This is a genomic window from Lampropedia puyangensis, from assembly GCF_004833285.1.
GTDB lineage: Bacteria > Pseudomonadota > Gammaproteobacteria > Burkholderiales > Burkholderiaceae_C > Lampropedia > Lampropedia puyangensis.
Genome location: NZ_STFG01000001.1, coordinates 586,219 through 612,585, shown reverse-complemented (window position 1 = coordinate 612,585; position 26,367 = coordinate 586,219). Strand labels below are relative to the sequence as shown.

At 52.9% G+C, this 26,367-nt stretch carries 23 protein-coding genes; 9 read left to right on the top strand and 14 right to left on the bottom strand.

Features of this window, described 5'->3' with window-relative positions:
* Window positions 1-44 precede the first annotated feature (44 nt).
* The 4 genes from rapZ to E9531_RS02575 all read right to left on the bottom strand — a co-directional run bounded on the left by rapZ (window position 45) and on the right by E9531_RS02575 (window position 4,532).
* On the bottom strand, window positions 45-929 hold the full coding sequence (gene rapZ, locus E9531_RS02590) for an RNase adapter RapZ (protein WP_136572152.1): 885 nt from the start codon (window positions 927-929) through the stop codon (window positions 45-47).
* The gene (gene recN, locus E9531_RS02585) at window positions 922-2,661 is read right to left on the bottom strand and encodes a DNA repair protein RecN (RefSeq protein WP_136572151.1); all 1,740 of its coding nucleotides are present in this window, start codon (window positions 2,659-2,661) and stop codon (window positions 922-924) included. The genes rapZ and recN overlap by 8 nt, the downstream gene beginning before the upstream one ends.
* Window positions 2,661-3,557, bottom strand: a complete 897-nt coding sequence (locus E9531_RS02580; RefSeq protein WP_136572150.1) for an NAD kinase — start codon at window positions 3,555-3,557, stop codon at window positions 2,661-2,663. Before E9531_RS02580 ends, recN begins: the two co-directional genes overlap by 1 nt.
* A 243-nt stretch (window positions 3,558-3,800) precedes the next feature.
* Window positions 3,801-4,532, bottom strand: coding sequence for a helix-turn-helix domain-containing protein (locus tag E9531_RS02575; protein WP_136572149.1), 732 nt, complete (start codon window positions 4,530-4,532; stop codon window positions 3,801-3,803).
* Window positions 4,533-4,744: 212 nt separating this feature from the next.
* On the opposite strand from E9531_RS02575, the gene E9531_RS02570 reads away from it, so the two are divergent.
* A complete protein-coding gene (locus E9531_RS02570) occupies window positions 4,745-5,563 on the top strand; it encodes a hypothetical protein (RefSeq protein ID WP_136572148.1) in 819 nt (272 codons plus the stop codon).
* Between the two features lie 2 nt (window positions 5,564-5,565).
* Window positions 5,566-7,524, top strand: coding sequence for an MFS transporter (locus E9531_RS02565; RefSeq protein WP_136572147.1), 1,959 nt, complete (start codon window positions 5,566-5,568; stop codon window positions 7,522-7,524).
* A 45-nt stretch (window positions 7,525-7,569) separates the two neighbouring features.
* Here E9531_RS02565 and E9531_RS02560 read toward each other — a convergent pair whose 3' ends face one another.
* The 3 genes from E9531_RS02560 to E9531_RS02550 form a co-directional block, all read right to left on the bottom strand.
* Complete coding sequence (locus tag E9531_RS02560; protein WP_136572146.1) at window positions 7,570-8,211, bottom strand: class I SAM-dependent methyltransferase; 642 nt, start codon at window positions 8,209-8,211, stop codon at window positions 7,570-7,572.
* Window positions 8,212-8,554: 343 nt separating this feature from the next.
* A complete protein-coding gene (locus E9531_RS17940) occupies window positions 8,555-9,475 on the bottom strand; it encodes an OmpA family protein (RefSeq protein WP_136572145.1) in 921 nt (306 codons plus the stop codon).
* Window positions 9,476-9,591: 116 nt separating this feature from the next.
* A complete protein-coding gene (locus E9531_RS02550) occupies window positions 9,592-9,906 on the bottom strand; it encodes a hypothetical protein (protein ID WP_136572144.1) in 315 nt (104 codons plus the stop codon).
* An 8-nt stretch (window positions 9,907-9,914) separates the two neighbouring features.
* On the opposite strand from E9531_RS02550, the gene E9531_RS02545 reads away from it, so the two are divergent.
* The 5 genes from E9531_RS02545 (at window position 9,915) to lipA (ending at window position 13,973) form a co-directional block, all read left to right on the top strand.
* Window positions 9,915-11,171 (top strand): lipoprotein-releasing ABC transporter permease subunit, encoded by a 1,257-nt coding sequence (locus E9531_RS02545; RefSeq protein WP_136572143.1) that lies wholly within the window; start codon window positions 9,915-9,917, stop codon window positions 11,169-11,171.
* Window positions 11,164-11,868 carry a lipoprotein-releasing ABC transporter ATP-binding protein LolD gene (gene lolD / locus E9531_RS02540; RefSeq protein WP_136572142.1) on the top strand — a complete coding sequence of 235 codons (705 nt, stop codon included), beginning with the start codon at window positions 11,164-11,166 and terminating at the stop codon, window positions 11,866-11,868. The genes E9531_RS02545 and lolD overlap by 8 nt, the downstream gene beginning before the upstream one ends.
* Before the next feature lie 66 nt (window positions 11,869-11,934).
* On the top strand, window positions 11,935-12,225 hold the full coding sequence (locus E9531_RS02535) for an HP0495 family protein (protein WP_136572141.1): 291 nt from the start codon (window positions 11,935-11,937) through the stop codon (window positions 12,223-12,225).
* Between the two features lie 87 nt (window positions 12,226-12,312).
* Window positions 12,313-12,957 carry a lipoyl(octanoyl) transferase LipB gene (lipB, locus tag E9531_RS02530; protein WP_136572140.1) on the top strand — a complete coding sequence of 215 codons (645 nt, stop codon included), beginning with the start codon at window positions 12,313-12,315 and terminating at the stop codon, window positions 12,955-12,957.
* Between the two features lie 35 nt (window positions 12,958-12,992).
* Window positions 12,993-13,973: a lipoyl synthase gene (lipA, locus tag E9531_RS02525; protein WP_136572139.1), complete on the top strand. Its 981-nt coding sequence runs from the start codon at window positions 12,993-12,995 to the stop codon at window positions 13,971-13,973.
* A 74-nt stretch (window positions 13,974-14,047) separates the two neighbouring features.
* Here the strand turns inward: lipA and E9531_RS02520 are convergent, their stop codons facing one another.
* The 3 genes from E9531_RS02520 to E9531_RS02510 all read right to left on the bottom strand — a co-directional run bounded on the left by E9531_RS02520 (window position 14,048) and on the right by E9531_RS02510 (window position 18,248).
* The gene (locus E9531_RS02520) at window positions 14,048-15,244 is read right to left on the bottom strand and encodes a sugar transporter (protein ID WP_136572138.1); all 1,197 of its coding nucleotides are present in this window, start codon (window positions 15,242-15,244) and stop codon (window positions 14,048-14,050) included.
* Window positions 15,245-15,468: 224 nt separating this feature from the next.
* Window positions 15,469-17,127 (bottom strand): ABC transporter ATP-binding protein, encoded by a 1,659-nt coding sequence (locus tag E9531_RS02515; protein ID WP_136572137.1) that lies wholly within the window; start codon window positions 17,125-17,127, stop codon window positions 15,469-15,471.
* Entirely contained in the window at window positions 17,124-18,248 is a 1,125-nt protein-coding gene (locus tag E9531_RS02510; protein ID WP_136572136.1) for an ABC transporter permease, read from the bottom strand. Before E9531_RS02510 ends, E9531_RS02515 begins: the two co-directional genes overlap by 4 nt.
* A gap of 263 nt (window positions 18,249-18,511) precedes the next feature.
* Here E9531_RS02510 and E9531_RS02505 point away from each other — a divergent pair, with 263 nt between their 5' ends.
* Window positions 18,512-21,205, top strand: a complete 2,694-nt coding sequence (locus tag E9531_RS02505; RefSeq protein ID WP_136572135.1) for a bifunctional acetate--CoA ligase family protein/GNAT family N-acetyltransferase — start codon at window positions 18,512-18,514, stop codon at window positions 21,203-21,205.
* 192 nt (window positions 21,206-21,397) lie between these two features.
* On the opposite strand, the gene E9531_RS02500 is transcribed toward E9531_RS02505, so the two are convergent.
* The 4 genes from E9531_RS02500 to E9531_RS02485 all read right to left on the bottom strand — a co-directional run bounded on the left by E9531_RS02500 (window position 21,398) and on the right by E9531_RS02485 (window position 24,955).
* Window positions 21,398-22,531: an IS5 family transposase gene (locus E9531_RS02500; protein WP_244609954.1), complete on the bottom strand. Its 1,134-nt coding sequence runs from the start codon at window positions 22,529-22,531 to the stop codon at window positions 21,398-21,400.
* A gap of 304 nt (window positions 22,532-22,835) precedes the next feature.
* Window positions 22,836-23,363, bottom strand: a complete 528-nt coding sequence (ppa, locus tag E9531_RS02495; RefSeq protein ID WP_136572134.1) for an inorganic diphosphatase — start codon at window positions 23,361-23,363, stop codon at window positions 22,836-22,838.
* A gap of 191 nt (window positions 23,364-23,554) precedes the next feature.
* The gene (locus tag E9531_RS02490) at window positions 23,555-24,043 is read right to left on the bottom strand and encodes a peroxiredoxin (RefSeq protein ID WP_136572133.1); all 489 of its coding nucleotides are present in this window, start codon (window positions 24,041-24,043) and stop codon (window positions 23,555-23,557) included.
* Between the two features lie 531 nt (window positions 24,044-24,574).
* Window positions 24,575-24,955 carry an Mth938-like domain-containing protein gene (locus E9531_RS02485; RefSeq protein ID WP_136572132.1) on the bottom strand — a complete coding sequence of 127 codons (381 nt, stop codon included), beginning with the start codon at window positions 24,953-24,955 and terminating at the stop codon, window positions 24,575-24,577.
* A gap of 103 nt (window positions 24,956-25,058) precedes the next feature.
* On the opposite strand from E9531_RS02485, the gene E9531_RS02480 reads away from it, so the two are divergent.
* The gene (locus tag E9531_RS02480; RefSeq protein ID WP_136572131.1) at window positions 25,059-26,330 is read left to right on the top strand and encodes a pyridoxal phosphate-dependent aminotransferase; all 1,272 of its coding nucleotides are present in this window, start codon (window positions 25,059-25,061) and stop codon (window positions 26,328-26,330) included.
* The last annotated feature ends 37 nt before the right edge of the window (window positions 26,331-26,367 follow it).

Sequence of the window (26,367 nt, the reverse complement as noted above, 5' to 3'; positions counted from 1 at the left end):
TAGGCGATTAGTGCAGCAAGAACCAAGCACGTCTCTGAACAAGGTTAACCGTTTGCGGACTGAGGCGCCTGTCTGAGTTCAATTTCCCGGTGTCGCTTGAGTGTCACCCACTGCGCCGCAAAGACCTGTGCGAGACGCTCGACTAAATACACCGAACGATGTTGCCCGCCAGTACATCCAATGGCGACGCTGACGTAACTGCGGTGGTTCTCAGCGTGATACGGCAGCCACTTGTGCAAAAAGCTTGCAATATCATCTTGCATGCTGCGCACCAGAGGCTGGGCATCCAAATAGGCGGCTACCGGCGGGTCAATCCCAGTCAACACTTTGAGCGCAGGCTCGTAATGGGGATTGGGCAGCATGCGCACATCAAACACATAATCGGCATCGCGCGGCACACCCCGTTTGAATGAGAAGGACTGAAACACCAAGGTCAAGTGCTCTTGCACAACCCCCAAAATCGTTTTCAAGTTGCTTTGCAGTTGGGCTGCGCGGGTGTGGCTGGTGTCAATCACTAACGCCATGTCGCGCAACGCGCCCATCAATTGGCGCTCACGCAAAATCATCTGAACCAAAGCATCGTCACCATGCGCATCTTCCCCTGCCGCGAGTGGGTGTTTGCGACGCGTTTCCGAAAACCTGCGCACCAGCGCATCGGTCGAGGCATCCAGGAATATGACCTTGACATTCACCCCTTGCTGGCGCACAGACTCGAGAATATGGGGCACCAGCGGTAAAGATGCCGCATTTCGGGCATCAATAGCAATGGCCAGTTGAGTAATGCGCTGGTTTCTTTCAAGCGCCAAGCTGGCCATCAATAGTTCTGGCGGTAAATTATCAATACAGTAGTAGCCGGCATCCTCCAGCGCACTAAGGGCTACGGATTTACCTGAACCGGACATACCGGTCATTACCACCAATTCACGCATGTTTGCTCCGTTTATTTGATGCTGTCTTTCGGCCTGCTTTAACCTGCATCGTGCTGTGCCTGTCGAATTCACCTGCCAACAGCATTTCACGCGCGTGGGCTAAGGTCGCGCCGGTCATCGCCTCGCTTCCCAGCATACGTGCAATTTCATGCACGCGCTCCTCTCCAAGCACCGGCGCTACCATACTGCTAACGCCTTCTGATGATCGATTTTTTTGCACCAATAAATGCTGATCCGCACAGGCAGCCACTTGGGGTAAATGCGTGACGGCGAGCACTTGGCGGTCGCGACCCAAGCGGTGCATCAAGGCCCCAACACTATGGGCAACAGCACCACCAATGCCCGTATCCACTTCATCGAACACCAAGGTTTGCGTCAACCCCAGTCGGCTAGTGCATACGGCAATTGCCAAACTGATCCGAGAGAGTTCACCACCAGAAGCGACTTTTCCCAATGGTTTCTGAGTACCACCTGCATGGCTGGCAATCAAAAACTCAATCTCGTCTATGCCATGCGCCTGCGGCTCAGGCAGCGGCTTGATAGCGATGGAAAACGCACTTCCTGCCATGCCAAGCTCTTGCATCGCCTCTGTCACCGCGGCAGCAAGTTGGGGCGCGACTGCATGGCGTTGACGTGAAAGCACTTGCGCCGCATGGTCAAGCTCGTGCTTGGCCTTTTGCTCCGTGGCGCTTAAGGCTTCCAGATCAATACCTGCATCAAGTGCCTTGAGCTCCACCTTCCACTGAGCCCACAATGCAGGCAACGCCTCAGGCGCCTGGCGATGGCGTCGCGCCAAAGTCAGCCAATGGCTTACACGCGCATCCAGACTTTGCAGATCGTTGGCGTCCCACTCTTGCGACTGCGCATAATCGCGCAAACTGCGCGCAACGTCCGCGACTTGATCAAGCAATTGCAGCAAGGTGCTTTCCCAGTCTGCAAATTGCGGCTCAATCGCACGGTGCTCTGCCAAAGCCTGCGCAGCTTGGTTCAGTGCTTGCGTAGCTCCTACCTCACCCTCACTGCCATCAAGCAGCGTCCATGCATGACTGGCAGCACGCTGCAGGTCTTGAAGGTGTGTGAGTCTGGTGTGTTGGCTATTGAGCGCCTCCCACTCTCCTTCTTGAGGAGCCAGCTTCCCCATTTCTTCAATCTGCCATTGCAGGCGTTCACGGTCTTGACGCAGCCGTGCCGCATTCGATTGTGCCTGCTGCAGCGCTTCAGTCGCATCTCGCCACGCGCGCCAGGCACGCTGGGTTTGCGCATCATCAGCCTGCGCGTAGGCATCAAGCAGTTCGCGCACAGACTGCGCCCGCATCAAGCTTTGCCAAGCATGCTGGCCATGGATATCGACTAGGCTTTCCCCCAACGTGTGCAATTGCCCCACCGTGGCGACCGTCCCATTAATCCACGCACGGCTTTTGCCTTGACTGTCCACCGTACGGCGCAAAATTACCGTTTCATCCACGTCAAAACCATGGGCTTGCAACCACGCATGCAAGGCCGGTGCGGCCTTATCAGAGAGATCGAACTCAGCAACGATATCTGCTCGTTGAGCTCCTTCGCGCACCAGACCAGACTCTGCTCGTGCGCCCAAGGCCATTTGCATGGCGTCAACCAAAATGGATTTGCCTGCCCCAGTCTCCCCACTGAGCACGGTGAAACCCGTTTGAAAATCCAGCTCCAACGACTGTACCAACACAAAATCACGCAACACCAAGCGCCGCAATGCCATCAACTGCCTCCTTCATTCCAGCCTAATTTACTACGCAGCATGGCAAAATAACTCCATCCCTTGGGATGCAGAAAACGGGCACTGTACTGCGAACGCTCTACATGCAAGATATCGCCAATGAGCAACTCCGGCATATTCAGCATGTCGAATTTGGCACTCATATCCCGACCAGAGAGCAGCTTCAAACTGATTTTGCTGCTATCAGGCAGCACCAACGGACGATTGGAGAGTTTATGCGGCGCAATGGGGGCAACCACCCAGCCAGAAGTTGCTGGATGCACAATCGGCCCACCGACCGATAAGGAATAAGCCGTTGAGCCTGTTGGTGTGGCAATAATCAAGCCATCAGCGCGTTGGTTTGAGACAAATTGTCCTTCCACTTCAACGCGAAACTCCAACATGCCTGACATCGCTCCACGCGAAACCACCACATCATTAACGGCATGACCGCTGAAGATCTGCTCACCTTCCCGTTCGATCGTGGCATAAATCAATGGCCGCAGATCCTGATCATAGATGCCATGCAGCATCGGTCCGAGTTGATCTTGGTAATGGTTCAGCGGCAAATCGGTCACAAATCCCAATCGCCCTTGATTGATACCAATAAGCGGCGTGCCGTAAGGCGCCAATTCACGGGCAATGCCCAGCATGGTGCCATCCCCACCAATGGCAATGCACAAATCACACTGCTCACCAATCTCACGTGGACTCAACAGCGGATAACCATGTACATCGAGATTTTCTGCTGATTCTGCCTCGATGACCACTTCGCAGCCGAACTGAATCAGGAATCGGGCGACATCGTCAACCACAGCACGCGCGGCTTTGCGCGCATCCTGTGAGGGGCTGATCTGGTACTTGCCCAGAATCGCAATTTTTCTAAAAGTAGTTTGCATGCGTACGCCAAAAGACAGCGCCCAGGCTGCCATTGCAAAATTCGTGAGGTACTGAAAACAGAGCGAGCATGCATGCCACATCTCTCCCAGCACATTTGCGCGCGCCCACTCCAGCGTCGACAAAGTATAGCCTTTGCCGTCAACTGCTTTACGCGGCAAACCTGCCTATCGCAGCATGAATAGATGCATGCCGCGTCCTGCTGCCTCACCCCAAAGGTCAAAGGAGCCTTACTTCAATACCATTCACCGCCGCAATGCAGTGAAGGCCGAGTACTCCCAGCGCCGCAGGGCCAAAATCATGGTGTAGCCTTCGCGCTCTGAAGCGGGGACTTTCTGATCGCTCAAGTGCTGGGTCGAAAAGTCTTGTCCCAACTTATGCATGCGCTCAAGCAGCCCGGGCGCTGCTGCACGGCTGATGTTGCCATGCACAAGGAACAAGCCTTCATCATCATGCGCGAAATTACCGCCCAGATAATCCAGTGCCACATGCTCTCGAAAGAACTGCATCACTGGGCCATTGGGGCGCCACTTGAAAGTTTTAGCCAACTTCAAGCGGTAACGGTTCAATGGCCGCAACTCCAAAATACCTAAGCGATCGAGTTGTGCCAAATACTTCACGCACTCGGCCTCGTTGACTTGATAGGCCGCAACCATTTGCTCCACAGTCCATAGGCTCATGGCATTTACAGCAACCAGCAACAATTTCTTGTCAGCCACCACGGCCCGCTCTTGTTCTACGGTCAATTGCGCCATCATCGGTTGTTGGTCTGCCACACGCCGGGCCAGCTCGGCAAACTCCAAACCAAGTGCTTGGCAAATCGCATCAATGCGCGAGAGCGACATATCCCCCTTAGCTAACATGCGCTTAACGCTTGACTCTGCCATGCCCAAGGCCTGCGCTAAGTCTGCATAAGTCATTTGGCTGGCTTTCAGCTCTTTTTTGATAACGGATACCAATTCCCTGCTCGTACTCATGCAACGCTCCCACTGATTGTGCAATGCCGGTTCCGCTACGCCTTGGCCTCTGCCATGAAAGGCCTACCGAACCACGATCCTAAAATGTATCGTTATTTAATACCTAAAAGACAATTGGCATCGCTATTTGATTTATCGAGATACTCATTCGTTCATTCCAGTGACACTGGCAACACTATTTCACCTGCCTCATTCAGAAAATAGAAAACGCCATGCACAAACCACCTTTCATCCTTAGCCCCCTATCACTCTGCTGTTACGTCCTGTTTCTCGTTGTATTAGCCATTGCGCTGCCTGCCATGGCTCAGGCAGCGCATTACCACGCGTTTGCAGACGACAGAACACTCTGGGGAATTCCCCGTGCCATGGATGTGCTGAGTAATTTTCCTTTAATGGCCGCAGGTGTTGCCATTGCCTGGTGCTTATGGCGTTCATTGGCTTTGGGTACGCTACGCGCACCACTGCCAATTTGGTGGTGGCTATCGGTTTTAGCCGCTGCTGGTTTTGCCGCCACAGCTGTCGCCTCCTCGCTCTACCATTTACATCCCGATGATGCTGGCGTTTTCTGGGATCGCTTGGCTATGGCACTGGTGTTTGCCGCCATTGTCGGCTTGGCAGTGCAACAAGCCTTGGACGACACGAGCGCCAGCATCATGACCGTGATCACCCTCGCGGGAGCATCTATCGCCTTGAGTGTTTGGCGCCATACAGGCAATTTCACGCCTTGGATCATCGTCCAAGCTGGCGGCATGCTACTGCTATTGGCTTTGGCGATGCAACCAGCACGCCGCCAAGCGGCTATCCTCTCCATCGCCCTCACGCCAATCCTGTGTTGGTATGCCCTGGCCAAACTGGCCGAATGGGGTGACCACTTTTTCTTTACATTGACAGCTGGCTACCTTTCAGGCCACAGCCTCAAGCATGTGCTGGCAGCCTGTGCTGCATGGCCCTTGCTTCAAATGCTGTATAACGCCAAAGCGCCCGAAGTCAATACCCAAGCCCATCATCAACCAACTGACCAGCACCCGTGACTATGCAACACACCCCTAACACGGCCACTTCAACCAAACCGGAAGAAGTCAGTCAATTCAAACTGCTGGGTCAACGGCGCTTTGCGCCATTTTTCTGGACCCAATTCGCAGGCGCAGCCAACGACAACCTATTTAAGTTTGCTTTTACCGTTCTAGTCACTTACCAGCTGTCTATCAGTTGGCTCCCACCAGAAATGGCGGGTTTGGTTATTGGCGCGATTTTCATTTTGCCGTACCTGCTGTTTTCAGCCACAGCAGGCCAACTGGCCGACAAACACCCACACAGGTTGATTATTCGGCAACTGAAATTGCTGGAAATAGCCATCATGGCCATTGCCGCCTTGGCTTTCTTTTTCAACACCGTCAGTGTGTTGCTGGCCTGTATTTTTCTGATGGGCTTGCAATCCACTCTGTTTGGCCCAGTCAAATACGCCTACTTGCCGCAACAGCTGCACCCCGCCGAATTAACAGGCGGCAACGGCATGATTGAGATGGGTACATTCGTGGCGATTGTGTTGGGCAGCTTATTGGGCGGTGTGTTGATCGATATGGGAGAGTGGGGCCGGATGTTCGTCGCAACAGGCTGTTTGCTGTTAGCCGCACTGGGTTATTGGAGCAGTGCAGCCATTCCTGCCGCACCAGCGACTGACCCCAAATTACACATCAACCTCAACCCTTTCAGCGAAACCTGGAAGAACCTGCAACTGGCCGCTGAAAACGTGGTGGTCTTTCGCTCAGTTTTAGGTATCAGTTGGATGTGGTTTGTTGGCTCGGTGTTGATGAGCCAATTCCCTGTCATTGCCAAAGATGTACTGCATGGCAACACACAAGTGGCGTCGTTACTGCTCACAGTCTTTGCCATCGGTATCGGTATCGGATCGCTGTTGTGCGAGGTACTCTCGCGCAAACAAGTGGAAATTGGCTTGGTTCCTGTAGGCGCCATCGGCATGAGCATTTTCCTAGTGGATTTGTATTTTGCTACGCGCAACCTGAACGACCCCGGCCAGCTCTTGTCCATTGCTCAATTTATTGGTGTCGCAGCCAACTGGCGCGTGATGGCAGATTTGCTGTTGCTGTGCCTATTCACAGGTCTCTACAGCGTTCCCATGTATGCCTTGATTCAAATGCGCTCGCAACCAACGCACCGCGCACGCATCATTGCAGCGAACAACATTCTCAATGCATTGTTCATGATTGCCAGCGCCATCTTGACAGGCCTGCTGCTGCAATGGGGCTTGAGTCTTCCTCAAATTTTTCTGGCACTGGCCATCACCAACGCCATTGTGGCGGCCTATATTTTCCTCTTGGTGCCTGAGTATTTACTGCGCTTTGTGGCATGGGTACTCACCCATGTGATTTACCGATTCAAGATTCAGGGGCGCGAGCATATCCCTGAACACGGCCCAGCCATTTTGGCGTGCAACCACGTCAGTTTTGTAGATGCCGTATTGCTGATGGCCGCTAGCCCTCGTCCTATTTACTTCATCATGGACTATCGCATTTTCAAAAATCCTGTGCTGGGTTTCATCTTTCGTATGGCTAAAGCCATTCCGATCGCGCCACAGCGTGAAAATCCAAAAGCCTTTGATGCCGCCTTCGAAAAGGCAGCACAAGCTTTGCGCAATGGTGACTTGGTAGGCATTTTCCCGGAAGGTGGAATCACCCGTGATGGCCAATTGCAACGCTTTCGTCGTGGGATACAAAAAATCGTCGCAGATGCACGTGCCGAAGGCATTGATACGCCTATCGTTCCGATGGCGCTATCCAATCTCTGGGGTTCATTCTTCTCGCGTATTGAAGTGCGCAACGGCCAGAATGTCGCCATGGTCAAGCCTTTTCGACGCGGCATGTTCAGTCCAGTTGGGCTGCACATTGCCCCGCTGATGAGTAGCGAAACCTCACCAGAAGTACTGCAACAGATTGTTCAAGGTTTGCTTGATCAAGCAGAACAAGGGCATTGATCAAAAAAAAGCGCTTCATCTCAACGAAGCGCTTTTTTCAAAGAATCACTCTTGCCGCCATAGCCGCCACACGTGGGCTGGAGGCACATTAGCCACCACCGTTTCCATGCGTTCAGCTTGCACGCCCAACCTTAGCCTAACAGCAGAACGTACCGGGCAACGCAATCCATAAGTAAATAAATAGAGCGAGCGCCCAGGTTGTAAGGCTGCAAAAACGCTACGCCCAATACGCAACTGCTGAGTAGCAGTCATATTCAACAAAGGTAAGCCGCAAACTACCGCCTCTAAAGGAGGAATCGCAGTACCATGCTGCAGCCCGTGTCGCCCCAAGCGGCATGCATCGTCGGTAACGACTTGCGCTAACGGAAACTGGCCTCGCAAGGCATCAGCCAGCTGCAAGTCACGCTCCACGAGTATCAAATCGGCTTGATGCACCCCACGTGCCAACAGAGCCCTTGTGAAAACTCCGGTGCCAACACCCAACTCCAAAATCGGGCCAGAATCAGGCTCTATATGGCGAGTGATCGCACGCGCTAAAGCAGGACTTGAAGGCATCACGGCACCGACTGCCTTGGGATTTTTACGCCACGCCAAAAAGAAGTTACGGTACTCGTGCGCTACTGCCGCTTTGGCATGCCAAGCAGCTTTGAGTGCCTGCACCGGTTCTTGTTTACCAATAGCTCTCATCAAATGCGGCTTTCCATCAGGATAGTTTTGATACTGTGCAGACACTATAAATGCGCCACAAAGTACCCCTTTGCACCATTATGCCTATTGCCAGGCAATCGTCACGGCCGCGTCTGCACTCAAGCCAGATGGGCGCGTACAACCTCACAAAAAAAACAAATGTCAGCGATAGTCTAAAAAGGAAAACGCAAAGGCAACCACGCACGAATACAAAAACAAAATACCAGCATAAGCACCTGCTTATCTACGTCTGACTGCGCCCTCACCAATCATCCAATAAAAAAAGGGGCCTCAAAGGCCCCTTAACACTCAAACAAAGAATCACTACTTTCGCTGCGGGACCTTATCCCTCGATGCGCACCTCTACACGGCGGGCTTCAGCGTTGTTTCCCGTCCCTGTGTAGGACTGTGGCTTCTCCAACTCAATTTTGTCTTCGGGAACGTTGAGTTGAATCAAGGTATCGCGAACAGCAAATGCCCGTTTTTTGGACAATTCTTCATTCAATGCGGCATCTCCGGTTGGATCAGTAAAACCTGAAACAATCGCCCGTTTGCCGCTGTTCACCGCAGCAATCACATCCAGCAGCGCCTCAGAAGCCCCTTGCGCCAAGGTATCGCTGCCTACGGCAAAGTAAAACTTCACAACACCATTTTCAACAGCAACACGAGGTCCGTCTTCAGTCGCGTCCGCATCGCTTGGAGCCAGGCCGGCAGGCCCCACTTGTGCCAAGGACGGTTGCGCGGCAGGCTTGGCCACTACATCAATACGCTGCGCATGGGCCCAATCCTTGCTATCGGCATCAATCTGCACCGCCGCAACCTGCAGCTTGTCAGCAGGCACGCCCAACCGCAGCAACTGCGCACGCAGTTGCTCAATACGGGCTTGAACAAGGGTATCAGCAGCAGCCGTTTCAGGCTGACCACCATTGAATGGGAGCAACTGCAAGAAGCCACCGGTTTTGACCAACTCCAGCAACTTGGTCAATGTAGGCTGCACTTTGGCATCTTCAGCCGTGACTGCCTGACCCTTAGTGAAATAAAAGCGTGCCAGATCACCAGATTCAAGCACAAAGGGCTGGTCATGGGCCTGTTCTGGGACTGTCGAGGCAGGGATAGAAGAAACCAGTTCAACAGGCGCCGCCGTTTTTTTCTTGAGCACGCTGTGCGCACCAAACCACACCACACCAATAACGGTGGCGGCAATCAAGCCGAATACGAGAAACAAGGCAATGCGTGATTCGGTATCTTTATCCTGCTGTGACATAACGTTCCAGTTCGCCACTTGCACACTTGCAAGCAACCTATGAGATTAAATAAAGAAGTTGCGCCGCTAAACTTTGATGTGGCAACCCCATCAAAAGCCATCTAAGTCTAACGCAATCAACCAAGGGATTCAGGCGGCATTGTATGCGCAACCGATTTCCATCCAATGTCACCTTCTGTGGTTGCCCATGCCATGAAGCTACATTGCCCCCTGCTTCTGCTCTTTTTATTTAGCCATGCAATAACCGTAAAGGCCCATACCATCACACCAGCAGCAAGCGCCGTTTCATGCACAATGGCCGCTTTTCGCCACTTTCCCCTAAAAAGCAAGGCTGGCGCGCTGGTATCAACCATCAACCGGCATACCTGTTTTCTTTTTACTCCACCGTTTGATGCAGCATGGCTGCGCATTAAACGCGACATCTCACTCATAAGCCTTTATGCAAACTCCTTACGAATGGTCCATGGGTTGGCGCTACACCCGCGCAGGGCGCACCAGCCAAAGCAAGGGCCTGCTGTCTTTTGTCGCCAGCGTCTCTGCCATTGGCATTGCGTTGGGCGTGGCTGCATTAATCATTGTTTTGTCTGTGATGAATGGCTTTCAACGCGATGTGCGTGATCGCATGTTGTCGGTCGTCTCGCATATCGAAGTATTTGCCCCGCGTGGCGGAACCTTACCGAGTGTTGAGCGTGTCTCAGAACAGGTCAGACGCAATCCAGAAGTGATTGGTGTGGCCCCTTTTGTATCGGTTCAGGCGCTGTTAGCACGTGGCGATGATATGCGTGGCGTGGTATTGCGAGGCATTGATCCTGCACTAGAGCCACAAGTGACTGATTTAGCCAGCAGTATGAATAAAGAGGTGCTCAACCAGCTCACGCCCGGCAGCTTCCACATTGTGCTGGGCAAAGAACTCGCTACCTTACTGGGAGTCGTCATTGGAGACAACGTCACTGTGGTCGCCCCATCCGGTCAAGTTACCCCTGCAGGTGTGTTGCCACGTTTAAAGCAAGCCCAGGTCGTTGGCACCTTTGACTCAGGTCACTATGAATACGACTCCGGCATGGCCATGATGCATTACGAAGACATGCAGCGCATCTTCCGTCTTGATGCGCCAACAGGAATCCGGCTCAAACTCAAGGACTTGCACAAAGCGCCTGAAGTGGTGCAGCAGCTAGCAGCCACCTTGACCGATCCATTGCTGCTACGCGACTGGACCATGCAAAACCGCAACTGGTTCATTGCCGTACAAATGGAAAAACGCATGATGTTCATCATCTTGACGCTTATTGTCGGCGTGGCTGCATTCAACTTGGTTGCTACTTTGGTCATGACTGTGGCCGACAAGCGCGCGGATATTGCTATCTTGCGCACGCTTGGCGCCACCTCGGGTTCAATCATGGCAATTTTTGTCGTACAAGGTGCCATGGTGGGCGTGCTGGGCACATTGGCGGGATTGGGCTTGGGCCTGCTGGTAGCCAACAACATTGATGTCATCGTCCCGGCCATTGAAAAGGTCCTAGGCTTTCAGTTTCTACCGCAAGACGTGTACTTGGTTAGTGAGATTCCAAGCGATCCGCAAATGCATGACATTGTCTCCATCTGCGTCGTGGCTTTGGTTTTGGCCTTTGTCGTGACCCTGTACCCCAGCTGGCGTGCCAGCCGTATCAACCCTGCGGAGGCATTACGCTATGAATAAAGCCATTCTGAGTGCGCACCACCTAGTCAAGCGTTTCCAGGAAGGCGCACTGGATGTCACCGTCCTTAAAGACCTCTCTATGGATGTCTATGCAGGTCAAACTCTGGCCATTGTGGGCTCGTCCGGCTCTGGCAAAAGCACCTTACTGCACATCCTTGGTGGGTTAGATAAACCCAGCAGCGGCACCGTCGTACTGGATGGCCAGCAACTGGAAACCATGAGCACCAACCAGCGCGGAGCTATGCGCAACAGCAAGATGGGCTTTGTGTACCAATTTCACCATCTGCTACCTGAACTGACTGCATTAGAAAACGTGGCAATGCCACTGCGTATTCGCCGCGCCAGCGCTCAACTGTGCCGCAACAAGGCCACCGCCATTCTCGAAAAAGTAGGCTTGGGCGCACGCTTGCAGCACCGCCCTGCTGAACTCTCCGGCGGTGAGCGCCAACGCGTTGCGATTGCAAGGGCACTGGTTACCGATCCTTTAGTCGTACTCGCCGACGAACCGACCGGTAACCTCGACAGAGAAACGGCAGATGCCGTTTTTAACATGATGCTGGACTTGGCACGCGACCACGGCACCGCCTTTGTACTGGTCACACACGACCAAGATCTGGCGGCACGATGCGACAGACAATTGCGCTTAGTTTCCGGTAATTTTGTGGCGTCGCCCACCCACTCAGTCGAAGCTACATAAGCATCCATAGTCAGGCAGTTCGCTCTGCCCCTTTAATTCAGGCCCATAGTCCATATATAGAACAGCATGACTGAATCAAACAATACCCCCAATACCCAACCAGAATCTGTTATCGAATACCCGCTGGACTTTCCCATCAAAGTCATGGGATTGAAATCCGATGCGTTCTTGGAGGCAGTCAAAACCATTGCCAACAAGCACGACCCAGATTTTGACGAAACAACTATTGAACTTCGTGAGAGCCGTGAAGGCAAATACCAAAGCATTACCATCACGATTGTGGCAACCAGCCGCGATCACCTCGATGGCATCTACCGTGAATTGACTGCACACCCGCTTTCAAAAATGGTGTTCTGACCGCGGCAGTCACCATTTTTTTGTTTGAGCCCTACTGTGATTGTCAAACAGCTTGGGTTGGCAGCGTACCAGCCCACCCTTTACGCCATGGAGCAGTTCACCGCACAGCGCACAGCATACAGCGCGGATGAGTTGTGGCTGTGTGAACACCCTCCAGTATTTACGTTGGGGCTTGGGGCCAAACCAGAGCATATTCTGGCAAAAGGCGACATTCCGATTGTGCAAACTGCACGGGGTGGCCAAGTCACCTACCATGGCCCCGGTCAGTTGGTGGCATATCCACTGATCAACCTCAAGCGTCTGGGCATCTTCATTAAAGAATACGTCTATCGACTTGAACAAGCCACCATTGACACGCTCCAACACTATGGCATCGCGGCCGAGCGCATTCCCGGCGCCCCTGGTGTGTACGTACGCATCGCAGAAGCAACCTCGCCTCTAGAAAAAAATCGTTCAACACCGCCAGCTGATGCTGCAAACGTTGTGAAAAAAGCATCTCCTGATTTCTGCGGGATGGCCAAAATAGCAGCCTTAGGCATCAAGGTCAGCAAAGGAAACACTTACCATGGATTGGCATTGAATGTTGCCATGGATCTGCAGCCCTACACCAACATCAATCCTTGTGGCTACGAACACCTTGTTACGACAGACATGCATACAATGGGCGCTTGCTCTGTTGTCGCCGATGTGTCATCGGTGCTTAGCCTGCAGCTTCACAAGCAGCTCACTTAACCTTTTCTTGCTCGGCTTTCATAGCCCACGTGTTTATGACGACTCCAGCCATGCCCACGCAGCCAGCGTCCACCGCTCCTTACGATCCAACCGTCAAGCAGAAAGCTGCAGCCAAATTGGCGCGCATTCCTATCAAGGTTGAACAAGGCCAGCTGCTGAAAAAACCAGAATGGATTCGCGTCAAAGCTGGCTCGCCAACGACCCGTTTTTATGAGATAAAACAGATTTTGCGCGAGCACAATCTGCATACAGTCTGTGAAGAAGCCAGTTGCCCCAACATTGGGGAATGTTTTGGCAAAGGCACCGCCACCTTCATGATCATGGGAGACAAGTGCACGCGCCGCTGCCCGTTCTGTGACGTCGGTCATGGCCGCCCAGATCCATTGGATAAAGACGAGCCACTGAATCTCGCCAAAACCATTGCTGCCCTGAAACTACGCTATGTAGTCATCACCAGCGTAGACCGTGACGACTTGCGTGACGGTGGCAGCGGCCATTTTGTGCAGTGCATTCAGCGCATTCGTGAGTTTTCGCCACAAACCCAGATTGAAATTCTCGTGCCCGATTTCCGTGGTCGCGATGACCGTGCGCTCGAAATTCTCAAGGCAGCACCGCCCGATGTCATGAACCACAATTTGGAAACGGCACCACGCCTGTACAAACAAGCGCGCCCAGGTTCGGATTACCAGTTCAGTCTCAACCTACTCAAAAAATTCAAGGCACTGCACCCCAACGTCCCCACCAAGAGTGGCATCATGGTCGGCTTGGGGGAAACAGATGAAGAAATTCTCCAGGTCATGCGCGACATGCGCGAGCACGGCATCAACATGCTGACCATTGGGCAATATTTGGCACCATCGAACAGCCACCTGCCTGTCAAACGTTACGTGCACCCAGACACCTTTCAGATGTTTGAAGACGAAGCTTACAAAATGGGCTTTACCCATGCCGCCGTCGGCGCCATGGTCCGTTCCAGCTACCACGCAGATGAGCAGGCCAGCGCAGCAGGGGTTTAACGTCGCAGTTAAACGACTCTGGCAATAGTAGGAAACATAAAAAAAGGCGACCTCATCAATGAGGTCGCCTTTTTTTAAATACGCTCAGCGGCAAAACCAGCACGATAGCGAGAAAGCGCCATGGCTGCGCCACACAACGTCAGCAATGCAATCGCACCACCGACTACACCGATGTAAGACAGCCCTGCATGAACGCCCACCTGGTTGCCCAGCAACGCCCCAGCCCCTATACCTACATTAAACAGGCCGGAGTACAAAGCCATCGCCACATCAGTAGAGTCTGAGGCCAAGCCCAAAACACGTGCTTGCATGGCCAATGCAAAACAAATGAAGACAATACCCCACAGCGCAACCAACACCAACAGACTACCTGCGTGCCAGGCACTGGCCCACAAGCTGAGCAAGCACACTGCTAATGCAGCTAACGTGGACAGTAAAAACAATGCAGGCCGTTGAAGCCCTTGCCAGCTAAACAAGGCCGAGCCGAGCAAACCTGCCCCCCCAAATAGCAGCAAAGCCCACGTGACAAATTGCGCATCCAGCTGGGCAACCTGTTCCACAAAAGGCTCCATATAGCTATAGGCAGTGAAATGCGCCGTCACCCCTGTAATAGTGAGCACATAAATACTCACCAGCGCTGGACGTTTAAGCAAAATGGGCAAGCTGCTGAGGCTGCCACTATTCTTGCTGGGCAACAACGGCAACAAGCGCATGAGCAACCCCATCACCAAAGCTGCGACCACACCAATAAGCACAAAGGTCCAACGCCAGCCAAGCCACTCGCCGATAACACGCCCTAACGGGATGCCTAACACCATTGCCAAGGAGGTCCCGGTAGCCAACATGCCCAAGGCCTGCCCTTTGCGTCCGGGAGGTGCAATGCGCACCACCAGCGATGCGGTGATCGACCAAAACACAGCATGTGCAGCAGCAATCCCCAAACGGCCGACCAACAACACAGGGAAATTGGTTGCCAAGGCACACACCCCATGGCTGACAATGAAGACCACAAACACCACGCCCAGTAGCTTGCGCCGTTCAATCTCACGTGTCAGCAACATCAAAGGCAATGACGCCAATGCCACGGCCCATGCATAAATGGTGAGCATTAAGCCCACATGCTCGGTGCGCATAGCAAAGGTCTGACCGATGTCAGACAGCAAGCCCACAGGCACAAACTCTGTCGTGTTGAAAATAAAGGCGGACAGCGCCAGCGCCATTACTGCCCACCAAGGGTTCACTGCGCCCTTTCGTCCTACTTGCTCATTCATACCGGTACTGTGATTACTGTTCAATAGCGCATCTGCGGGTTGCGCAGAAAATGGCGATAGAAGCCAAGCGCAGATTCTTAAAAAACTGGCATTGTCCGCTAAAGATTGTTTTTTTGCTGCAATGCAACAAAAACTCTTGAACATACCAAGAACGCAGCATGAGCCCACTCAACCGTCGCCGCGGAGCTCACTCATTGAACAGTCGATTTGGATGTTCTTTAAAACTAACCCGGCTGTCCATAGCCAGCAGCAGCAACCAACGCCTGCGTGTAGGGATGCTGCGGCTGTTCCAAAATCTGCCAGACATCGCCACTTTCAACCACTTGCCCTGATTTCATCACCATCACGCGGTGGGCCATCGCCTTGACGACATCTACATCATGGGTGATCAAGAGGTAGGCCAGACCGCGCTCTTTTTGCAAGCGTTGTAGCAAAGCCAGCACCTGTTGCTGAATGGTGGCATCCAAGGCGCTGGTAGGCTCATCAAGCACCAATACCGCAGGCTCCACCACCAAAGCACGAGCAATCGCAATCCGTTGGCGCTGACCTCCAGAGAACTCATGCGGATAACGCTCTAACAGGCCCGGAAATTGCGCTTGCGTCAACCCCACTTCAGCCAACATGCGCAAAACTCGCTCACGCTTGTCTTGTGCACTTGCATGGGCGGCGTGCACTAGCAAGCCTTCTCCCACAATTTCGCCCACAGTCAAGCGCGGCGATAACGCTGAAAACGGGTCTTGAAAAACGACTTGAACCTGCTTTCTCAAATGCTTGTTATGCGCGCTGTTGCGTGCAGAAGGTTGCTGCCACGTTTGCCCCATGACCTCCAGTGTGCCCTGCGCAGGAAGCAAGCCCAACACGGCTTGTGCCAAGGTCGTTTTACCAGAACCTGACTCCCCGACCACAGCCAATGTTTCGCAAGGCTGCAGCACAAAGTCCATCGGTGCAACGGCTTGGAACTGGCCTTTTCTAAACCAACCACGCACTCCTGTTTGTGGAACGTCGTAATACACCTGTAATGCAGCAGCAGCCAAACAGGGGTTTGCATTCAATGCTTCGCCAACGGGAGTGGCAACATCCCGCACAGGCCTGCTTTCAATAAGTCGTTCTGTGTACACATGCTGCGGCATGCCGAAGACTTGCTGTACGGGGCCTTGCTCCAGAATATGGCCGTTTTGCATGACTGCAACAGTGTCTGCAAACTGGCGAACCAAATTCAGATCGTGCGTAATCATCAGCACAGCCATGCCTGTGGTTTGTTGCAGTTGGCTGAGTAGCTCAAGAATTTGCATGCGCAAGTGCACATCCAAGGCGGTTGTGGGCTCATCGGCAATCAGCAGGGCTGGGCGATTGGCCAACGCCATGGCAATCACTGCGCGCTGGCGTTGCCCGCCACTGAGTTGGTGCGGGTATGCCGTCGCTCTGCGCTGCGGCTCTGGAATACCGGTTTGCGCCAGCAAGGCAATGGCTTCTTGCCAGGCCTGCTTTTTGGAAACCCCTTGTTTAAGTTCGACCACCTCTGCGATTTGCCGTCCAACCGTCATCAAGGGGTTGAGCGCTGTCATGGGCTCTTGAAAAACTACCGCAATCGCATCACCGCGTACCCGTTGTAATTCACGTGGTGAGAGTTGCAGGAGATCGCGCCCCTCCAACATCACCTGCCCAGACAACTGCGCGCCTTCAAGCAACCTCAGTAAGCTCAACGCTGTAACAGATTTCCCAGAGCCAGACTCGCCCACCAACGCCAATTTCTCGCCACGATGGATCCGAAAATTCACTCCTTGCACCGCAGGTGTCTCGTTAGCCGCAAAAGTCACTTGCAGGTTGTGCACATCAAGTAATACATCTCGGTCAGCTATTTCATGACGCTTCACACCACTCATGCTGCAGCTCCTTTGGTCTCAGCTGAAGCGTTCGAATTATTTGATCGGGGCACCTTTGGCACTATCTCGCTATGCACCTTGCGTGGATCCAACGCATCACGCAGTGCATCCCCCATCAAAGTCAGCAGCAGCAACGTGATAACCATCAAGGCGAACGTGAACACACCAATCCACCAGGCATCCAAGTTGTTCTTACCTTGGTTGAGCAATTCCCCCAATGAAGGGGTTCCCGGTGGCACACCAAGGCCCAGAAAATCCAGAGCCACTAAAGAGGCGATAGCCGCACTCATGCGAAAAGGCAGAAACGTCACCACAGGCGTCATGCTATTGGGCAAGATATGGCGCCACATGATCTGCCAGTTGCTCACCCCCAAGGCTCTGGCTGATTTGACATAGTCCAACTGGCGATTGCGCAAAAATTCAGCACGCACATAGTCTGACATTCCCATCCAGCCAAAGATGCTCAAGATAATCAGCAATAAACCAACGCTCGGTTGAAAAATCGCGCTGAGAATAATCAACAAAAACAACTCGGGCATGGAGCTCCATATCTCTAACAACCGTTGCCCCCACAAATCCACCTTGCCCGCAAAAAAACCTTGCACGGCCCCAATCAGCACCCCCAACACCACACCAATAGCCGTTAGTGCAATCGCAAACAACGCGCTGACACGAAACCCATACAGCAATTGCGCCAATAGATCTCGGCCACGGTCATCAGTTCCCAGCCAATTGTCTGCAGACGGCGGGGCCGGGTCTGGGGCAGTGCTGTAGTAATTGATCGTGCGAGCGCCGTAATGGTTGAGCGGGAAAACGGCCCAGTTGCCATCCGAGGTAATGCGCTGGTGAATAAAAGGATCTAGGTAATCCGCAGGCGTCTCGAAATCACCACCGAATGTTTTTTCAGGGTAGTTTTTCAGCAAAGGGAAATAGTATTGCCCCTCGTACCGGAGCAGTAAAGGCTTGTCATTGGAGAGCACTTCTGCACACAAACTGACCAACAGCATGGTACAAAAAGCCACAAAACTCCAATACCCCAAACGACTGCGTTTGAATCGTCTCCAGGCGCGTTGGCGCGGCGTCACAACAGCATCGATTTTCACAGAAGTGGAAGCAAACATGGGCACAACGCAAGCAATAAAGCCAGAACACACGGGACACAAAGCAGCGCCCGAACGCAGAAGATGGGGATTTCAACAAGTTACGCTAGAACCTGTTCAAGAGGCTCAAGATTACCCTAAGTTCGACCTCTGAACCTTTATCCATAATAGGCACAATCGCATGCAATGTGCCTGTGGGCAAACCGCAATGCAACCCCTTTGCGCTTCGGAGCACTCTTGCACCCACGCTGCAGCGGCTTTTATCCTCTCTTTGACCATACGCTATGGACCAGCACTACCTTTCTGCATTGTTTGACCCCCAGTCGATTTTGCTGTTTACCGGCCCTGAGTCCGAGCCCGCGCAGCAAACGCCTCAAGCGCAGGCACTGCACGCCTATCTGAGTCAAGCGTCGTTTACCGGCAAAATCACCCGACTGGATAACACGACGACTGGCACACTGGCAGATTTGGCATCAACCAAAGCCGATTTGGCTCTCATCGCCCTGCCGCATCAAGAGATCATGGCAGCCTTAGAACTAGCGGGGCGCGTCAAAGTCAAGGCGGCTATTGTGCTGTCCAGCGGCATAGACCATGCTCAGGCAAGCGCCATGCACCAGCTTGCACAGCGCATGGGAATCTGGCTGTTAGGCCCCAACAGCCAAGGATTGCAGCGCCCACACCTACAACTCAATGCCAGTGCAGTTGGCCAACTGGCCGCTCCCGGGCAATTGGCATTGGTAGCGCAATCAGGTGCGTTGACCGCATCGATTCTTGACTGGGCCAAGCACAATGGCGTAGGTTTTTCCACCGTGGTATCACCCGGCCCCCTGTCACAAGTCAAATTGGCGGATGTGCTGGATTTTCTGGCCACTGACCGGCGCACCTCAGGCATCGTGGTGTACATGGAGGGCATTGCCAATGCGCGCCGCTTCACTAGCGCGCTGCGCGCTGCGGCCTTTTCCAAACCAGTTGTCGTACTCAAGGCTGGGCGTAAAGCTGCGGGCACGGCGGCGGCTCAAACCCATTCCAGCGCCATCGTGGGCAGCGATGATGTCTTCGACGCGGTGCTTCGCCGCGCTGGAGCCGTGCGGGTCCGTTCATTTGTAGAGCTGTTCTCAGCAGCCAAATGCCTTGCATCTCGCTACCGGCCTGTAGGCAAAAAGCTTGGCATCATCACCAATGGGGGCGGTCCTGGCGTTTTGGCCGCAGACTGGGCCAACGAAATGGGTTTGGAGTTGGGCACGCTTTCCAGCGAAGTAGCCCAACAACTCCAAACAGAGCTCCCCAGCAGCGCATCGCTTACCGACTTGATTGATGTCTCCGAAGAGGCTGGCCCAGCAGCGTTTCGCGCAGCACTTGATGCGGCCGTACGCGACAAAAGCATTCATGGAATATTGGTCATCTTCTCACCCAAATGGGGCGTCGACCCCATCGCAGTAGCTGAACAACTCATTCAAGCACGCCCGCAATTGAATAAACCATTGGTAGCGTGTTGGATGGGTGATGCCACAGTGGGTGATGCGCGCAAAAACCTGTCGAACGCAAAAATTCCCAGTTTCCGCACACCTGAAGCGGCGGTGGGTGCCTTTTCAAACATTGCGTCGTTCTATCAAAACCAGCAACTGCTACAACAAACCCCGCCACCGCTTTCATCAAACCTCGCCACGCCTGATGTTGAAGGCGCACGGCTGCTGATTGAAGGTGTATTGGCTGAGCGGCGCCACATCCTCACGGAGATGGAGTCCAAAGCACTACTCTCCTCCTTCCATATCCCCGTTACACAGACGCTGCTGGCACGCACGCCTACCGAAGCAATGATGATCGCTTCACAGTTGGGTTTTCCTGTCGCACTGAAAATCGACTCTCCTGATATTTCACACAAATCAGATGTCGGTGGCGTTGCACTGAACGTGATGAGTGCCACGGCTGTACGTGACATCTACAACGACATGATGGACACCGTCCGGGAAAAACGTCCGCAAGCACGCATCAACGGCTTAACGGTGCAAACCATGGCACGCAAAAATCGGGGGCGGGAACTCTACATTGGTGTAGTAACAGATGAGCCCTTCGGCCCTGTTATCGCCTTTGGTGCCGGTGGAACCATGATCGAATTGATCGATGACCATGCCATGGAGTTACCGCCATTGAATCAATTTTTGGCGAAACGCTTGATCGAGCGCTCTCGTGCGGCAGAGACCTTGGACGAATGGCGTGGAGCCAAGGCGGTAGACCGAGGCGCTCTTGAGCAAGTGCTGCTGCGCGTCTCAGAAATGGTCTGCGCCTTGCCTCAACTGCGCGAGATGGATATCAATCCCATCATCGTGGACGAAAACGGCGTCGTTGCCGTGGACGCACGCATCGTTGTAGGCACCGCCGTGCAAACCGCACCTGGGCGGGTTGGGAAATACGGTCACTTATCCATACTGCCCTACCCCACACGCTACGACCAGATTTGGCCTTTGCGTGGTGGTGACGAGTACCGCATTCGCCCCATTCATCCTGATGATGCACATGGCCTACAAGCTTTGGTCAAAGGCCTCAAACCCGAAAGTCGTTACTTCCGTTTTGTCTCGCGCTTATCGGAACTGCCTGCATCCATGCTGGCGCAATTCACATTGATCGACTACGACCGTGAAATGGCGCTTTGCGCTGTAATTGAAGAAGAGTTCACCAACGAACAAGGCCTCAAACTGCTGCGTGAACGCATCATTGGCGTATCACGCTACATCACCAATCCAGACCAAACGACGTGCGAGTTCTCGCTTGTCGTGGATGATGCATTCGCAGGTCAGGGGCTCGGCTCACGCCTGATGCATAGCATCATGGATGTTGCACGCGACAAGGGCTTGCAAGAGATCATTGGCTTGGTACTCACCAACAACGATGGCATGCTGCGCCTGATGCGAAGTTTAGGTTTCACAATCAAAGCATACCCTGATGATCCCGAGTTCCGACTCGCAACACACGCTCTTTAAGAACGTGTTCAGGATCTTCCCACAGTCGCGCAAAACGCAAAAAAGAGGCCGCGCCGCAATGCGTTCTTGGCCTTGTACTTTGAGGCACCTCTCTTAACCCATGCAAAATCTGCACACTTCAGATCCAAACAGGGTTTGAGGCCAGAAATGGCGCATAAATCGTCTAAAACAGGGCCTTTTGGCCCTGTTTTGTTACGCTTTTGCTGTTTGCAGACGCACTTCTGTCTTTGAGGGCTTGGTTTTGTAGAAGGCATCAACGCCCNGCACTTCTGTCTTTGAGGGCTTGGTTTTGTAGAAGGCATCAACGCCCCGGTGCAGGAAAGAGGCCAGGCGTTTGAGGTTGTAGCAAGTGGCCATCATGGTCATGGCCACAGCCGCTCTGGCCATGCCAATGGTGCGCACATGCTTGCCGCCCATGTGGCGTATACCGGCAAACACATGCTCGACCTTGACCCTTCTTTTGGCAATGCGATGATTGCGCTCTTGCTGACAATCACTCAATGGTTTGTTCTTTTGCGCTTTGCGTTGGATGCCATCTTTAAAAACCAACACTTTGAGCATCTCGCGCCTTTGGGCACTGTCATAGCCTTTGTCTGCATCTACCTGCTTGTCTGTATTGCTCGTATCAAGCACTTGGTCAAAGTGGTGGCCGTCGTGCTCGCTGGCTGTGCGTGTGGCTACGCCTCGAATAAAGCCATGCTTGTCATCCACGCTCACACTGAGCTTGTAGCCAAAGTAGCTTTTACCGTGCTTTTTAGTGAACGTGGCATCGGTGTCTTTTTGCCTCGCTTTGGCGTCACTCCAATCGGGGGATTGGCCCTCTTGCAATTGGGTGCGTTCTTCTTTGCGAATGTGCTGCTTGGGCGCCGGCACCAAGGTCGCATCAATGGCTTGTCCGCCTCTGGCGATGTAGCCGTGGCGGCGCAGTTGCAGCTCTACGCCTTCAAACAAAGCCCCAGCTCCATCAATGCCCAGCGATTGCCCAAAGCGCCAAATGGTGTTGCGATCCGGCACATTGAGACTTTGCTCAAGTAAACAAAACTGCTGGTAGCTCATGCGGTCAAGCAACTGGTACTCCATCTGCTCGTCACTGAGGTTGTAGAGCTGCTTGAGCACTAAGACCCGCACCATCACATCCTCCGGGGAGGCTGGCCTGCCGCCTTTGCTTGCATCGCCTCGGCCAAGAAATGGCACCACCAAAGCCGCTAGCGCCTTGAAGTCGATGTGCTTGGCGATGACTTGCAATGGGTCGCACACTTCTTCAAGTTTGCGGGTGCGCCCTGCTTGGGCAAAGAGGTCGAACTTCAGGGCGCTGCGGGGTGTAATCATGCGCTGGAATTTAAACCATCTTGGCTGGTTAGGGGGTTTGGTTCCCTTTGGATTTGAGCGTCCAAAGTGCGCTACTGTGTCAGGAATCCTCGCCTGGACAGATTGTCCGACTGCATTTTCGCGCATGACATCCTTCTCAACTCCAACGCTGTCTGCGTGATGATCCTAAATACGTTCTTAGCCAGCCTACATTTTGTGTATGCGTTGAAATGACGTTAAGGCATGAAAAAAAGCCACGGCACATTCTCATTGCCCATGGCTTTCAAAGCATATTCAACGCTGACAGGCGTCGTGTCCATTTTTATTTTTTCACGTTGGCAATGCCATCTGTGATTTCTTTGTGTGCATCTTCCACACCACTCCACCCCAGCACTTTGACCCATTTGCCTTTTTCAAGATCTTTGTAGTGCTCGAAAAAGTGGCTAATCGCATTGAGCGTACCTTCATTTACATCGGCAATGCTCTTCAAATGCGCATAGGCAGGCAAAATCTTTTCTGTAGGCACAGCCAAAACTTTACCGTCCACACCAGACTCATCTTCCATGCGCAAAATACCCAACGCACGGCAAGGCACCACTACACCGGGCTGCAGTGGGTAAGGCGTTAGCACCAAAACATCAACAGGGTCACCGTCGCCAGACAAGGTTTGTGGCACATACCCGTAGTTGGCAGGGTAGAACATCGCGGTATTGATGAAACGATCCACAAAGATCGCGCCAGTCTCTTTATCTACTTCGTACTTGATCGGATCAGCGTTTTGCGGGATTTCGATAATGACGTTAAAGACTTCTGGCGCTTTGCTACCTGCGGGAACGTTGTTCAAAGACATGATGTTCACTCAATAGAGATGGGTTGAAAGAATGCGGCATTCTATACGCGCCAGACTTCATGCAGGCATCAGAAAAGTGCCCACACCAAGCTCCGCACAAGCGCGCAAAAAGAAAAAGTCCGCACATCACGCGGACTTTTCCTCAGGATTCTTCAAAATAAAAAGACTTACCATCTACAAGCGGTAAAAAATTAAGCCACTTGTTTTTCCGCGCCCTTGAGCGCCTTGACAGCCTTGAGCACATCATCAACGTGCCCAAGTACTTTCAGTCCACGCCACTCCTGAACCAATACGCCGTCAGCGTTGATCAAAAAAGTGCTACGTTCAATGCCTTTGACCTTCTTGCCATACATGATCTTGTTTTTCACAACACCAAACATGTGACACATTTTTTCCTCTGTGTCCGCAATCAACTCAAAAGGCAATTCCAACTTCTCTTTGAAACCGTCATGTGACTTCATGTTGTCACGTGAGACGCCAAAAACTTCGGCCCCTAACTTGACAAACTTATCGTATTTATCCCTGAACTGCATCGCCTCTGTTGTACAGCCGGGCGTATTGTCTTTAGGGTAAAAATAGAGAATCAGAATTTGTCCGTTATGGGAGGTATTCGTTACCGTTACGCCTCCAGTTGCGCTGGCTTCAAACTCGGGAAGTGGTTTATTGACAACGATCGCCATATTAATAGGGTCTCTCAATCTAATGTGTCGTTGAAAAAATGTCGAACCTAGCGCAAACCGTGAAAAAATTCTTGACAACCCTTAATCACCGTACAAAATAGCCCGCTGATGTATAACCAGCCGCTTTCTTGACCGTAGAAAAAGTGTTCGAGTGAACATCATCACTGCTCGCTGCAGCAAGTTGCCGCACACTACAAACCCCATTGCTCTTAGTGTGAATCTATCAATCCCACATTCAGTAGCGGACCACGAAATAGGGATTAACACACCGATTCATATAAGCTCAACGGCGATGCAAGTTGCAGGCCCGGCGCAACCTGCAATTGTAATCCGTTCGCGTTTGCAAGTAAAGGACAGGGCCAAACTACCAACTGTTCCTTTAAAGTTCTGCGCTCACTCAAAAACACCAATGAGTGTCCGCAAAACGAAGCCAGCATTGAAACGCCAAGCAAGATCCCGTTATGTAGAGCTATCCGGTCGCGCTCACCCCAAGACACTCTTTGACGTTTCGGCAACGTAATAGCGGCGGGTTTACTCCAGAATCAATGCCGCCAAAACCTTGCGACCCTCTCCTGCCAACACGTTGTAGGTTCGACAAGCTGCTGCAGTGTCCATCGTTTCCAAGCCCAATTGAGCCTGCACAAACGGACGCAACCACTGCACTGGCGGGAAACGGTTGCGCAAGCCGCTGCCAAACAAAACGACTTGGATCCCCTGCTCCTTGGACCATTGAGCCACTTGAGCAAAATGCTCAGCCGTCAAATCATCAAACGAGGAGCACTCCCAAGGCTGTAACAACCCCTCACTGCTGAGCACCATTGAGCTTTCAAACCGTGCCTGAGGCAACTGAATCCATCCACTTCCGTGGGCGATGATGGAGCTCGATTCTGGGTGTTCTGCGTGGAATTTCATGGTGCAAGTGTTTATCTGTGCAATTATCAGGAATCAACCCCGATCAACTGTGGTCAAATTATAGGTTTCCTCTCACCTCCACATCTAGGCTACAGGTATCTTCATGAAACCGATCCACAAGTCCACCAAGTTGGCACACGTTCTCTACGACATTCGCGGGCCGATTGTCGAAGAGGCGCGTCGCATGGAAGACGATGGCCAAAAAGTCATCAAGCTCAATATTGGCAATTTGGCTGCCTTTGGGTTTGATGCGCCGGAGGAGGTTCAGCAGGACATGATTCGCAATTTGCCTGCTTCGGCAGGCTATTCGGACAGCAAAGGGATCTTTGCTGCCCGCAAGGCTGTCATGCACGAAACACAGCGCCAAGGCATTGTGGGCGTGACGCTTAATGATATTTACCTCGGCAACGGCGCCAGCGATCTGATTGCCATGGCCACCAACGCATTGCTCGATGATGGTGATGAGTTGTTGCTGCCTGCCCCCGACTATCCGCTATGGACTGCGGTGACGAACCTCTCCGGCGGCACACCAGTGCACTACCTGTGCGACGAAGATAACAACTGGGAGCCCGATCTAGCCGATATCCGCAGCAAGATCACACCACGTACCAAGGGGATTGTGGTCATCAACCCCAATAATCCGACTGGGGTCATCTATTCCTTGAAAACCCTACAGGGCTTGATTGAAATTGCACGCCAGCACAGCCTAGTCATTCTGGCCGACGAGGTATATGACAAGGTACTGTATGACGGAAACACCCATACGGCGATTGCAAGCTTGTCCACTGACGTGCTGACGTTGACATTCAACTCCCTCTCAAAAAGTTACCGCTCCTGCGGCTACCGTGCTGGCTGGATGATCGTCTCTGGTGATAAGAAAAGCGCCAAAGACTACATTGAAGGCTTGGATATGCTCTCGAACATGCGCCTGTGCTCCAACGTGCCTGGCCAATGGGCCATTCAAACAGCACTGGGCGGCTACCAAAGCATCAATGAACTCACGGGGGAAGGTGGACGTCTGCGTCGCCAACGCGATCTGGCCTATGAGTTGATCACGGCCATCCCTGGTATCACCTGCGTCAAGCCACAAGCGACGTTGTATATGTTCCCCAAGCTGGATCTGGAGATGTACCCCATTGCTGATGACCGCCAGTTTTTCCTTGAGCTTCTCAAAGAAACGCGCGTTATGCTGGTGCAAGGCACAGGCTTCAATTGGGCCAAGCCAGACCACTTCCGCATCGTATTCTTGCCGCATGAGCCCGATTTGCGCGAGGCTATTGAGCGCATTGCTCGCTTCCTTAAAACCGTTCGCGAGCGAACAGCACCCTCAAAACCTATCCTGCGTGCGGCAGAAAAGAAAACCAATAGCGCATAAGCACATCCCAACGGCGCAAAACCGCAGGGCAAACACG

Bases quoted from the DNA above. Each gene is read 5' to 3' on its own strand.
- E9531_RS02520 (WP_136572138.1), bottom strand. From the start codon at position 15,244: ATGAATGAGCAAGTAGGACGAAAGGGCGCAGTGAACCCTTGGTGGGCA.
- E9531_RS02510 (WP_136572136.1), bottom strand. From the start codon at position 18,248: ATGTTTGCTTCCACTTCTGTGAAAATCGATGCTGTTGTGACGCCGCGC.
- E9531_RS02560 (WP_136572146.1), bottom strand. From the start codon at position 8,211: ATGAGAGCTATTGGTAAACAAGAACCGGTGCAGGCACTCAAAGCTGCT.
- E9531_RS02505 (WP_136572135.1), top strand. From the start codon at position 18,512: ATGGACCAGCACTACCTTTCTGCATTGTTTGACCCCCAGTCGATTTTG.
- recN (WP_136572151.1), bottom strand. From the start codon at position 2,661: ATGGCATTGCGGCGCTTGGTGTTGCGTGATTTTGTGTTGGTACAGTCG.
- E9531_RS17940 (WP_136572145.1), bottom strand. From the start codon at position 9,475: ATGTCACAGCAGGATAAAGATACCGAATCACGCATTGCCTTGTTTCTC.
- lipA (WP_136572139.1), top strand. From the start codon at position 12,993: ATGACGACTCCAGCCATGCCCACGCAGCCAGCGTCCACCGCTCCTTAC.
- E9531_RS02570 (WP_136572148.1), top strand. From the start codon at position 4,745: ATGCACAAACCACCTTTCATCCTTAGCCCCCTATCACTCTGCTGTTAC.
- lolD (WP_136572142.1), top strand. From the start codon at position 11,164: ATGAATAAAGCCATTCTGAGTGCGCACCACCTAGTCAAGCGTTTCCAG.
- E9531_RS02575 (WP_136572149.1), bottom strand. From the start codon at position 4,532: ATGAGTACGAGCAGGGAATTGGTATCCGTTATCAAAAAAGAGCTGAAA.
- E9531_RS02535 (WP_136572141.1), top strand. From the start codon at position 11,935: ATGACTGAATCAAACAATACCCCCAATACCCAACCAGAATCTGTTATC.
- E9531_RS02550 (WP_136572144.1), bottom strand. From the start codon at position 9,906: ATGAGTGAGATGTCGCGTTTAATGCGCAGCCATGCTGCATCAAACGGT.
- E9531_RS02490 (WP_136572133.1), bottom strand. From the start codon at position 24,043: ATGGCGATCGTTGTCAATAAACCACTTCCCGAGTTTGAAGCCAGCGCA.
- E9531_RS02480 (WP_136572131.1), top strand. From the start codon at position 25,059: ATGAAACCGATCCACAAGTCCACCAAGTTGGCACACGTTCTCTACGAC.
- lipB (WP_136572140.1), top strand. From the start codon at position 12,313: ATGGAGCAGTTCACCGCACAGCGCACAGCATACAGCGCGGATGAGTTG.
- E9531_RS02545 (WP_136572143.1), top strand. From the start codon at position 9,915: ATGCAAACTCCTTACGAATGGTCCATGGGTTGGCGCTACACCCGCGCA.
- E9531_RS02515 (WP_136572137.1), bottom strand. From the start codon at position 17,127: ATGAGTGGTGTGAAGCGTCATGAAATAGCTGACCGAGATGTATTACTT.
- rapZ (WP_136572152.1), bottom strand. From the start codon at position 929: ATGCGTGAATTGGTGGTAATGACCGGTATGTCCGGTTCAGGTAAATCC.
- E9531_RS02485 (WP_136572132.1), bottom strand. From the start codon at position 24,955: ATGAAATTCCACGCAGAACACCCAGAATCGAGCTCCATCATCGCCCAC.
- E9531_RS02580 (WP_136572150.1), bottom strand. From the start codon at position 3,557: ATGCAAACTACTTTTAGAAAAATTGCGATTCTGGGCAAGTACCAGATC.
- ppa (WP_136572134.1), bottom strand. From the start codon at position 23,363: ATGTCTTTGAACAACGTTCCCGCAGGTAGCAAAGCGCCAGAAGTCTTT.
- E9531_RS02565 (WP_136572147.1), top strand. From the start codon at position 5,566: ATGCAACACACCCCTAACACGGCCACTTCAACCAAACCGGAAGAAGTC.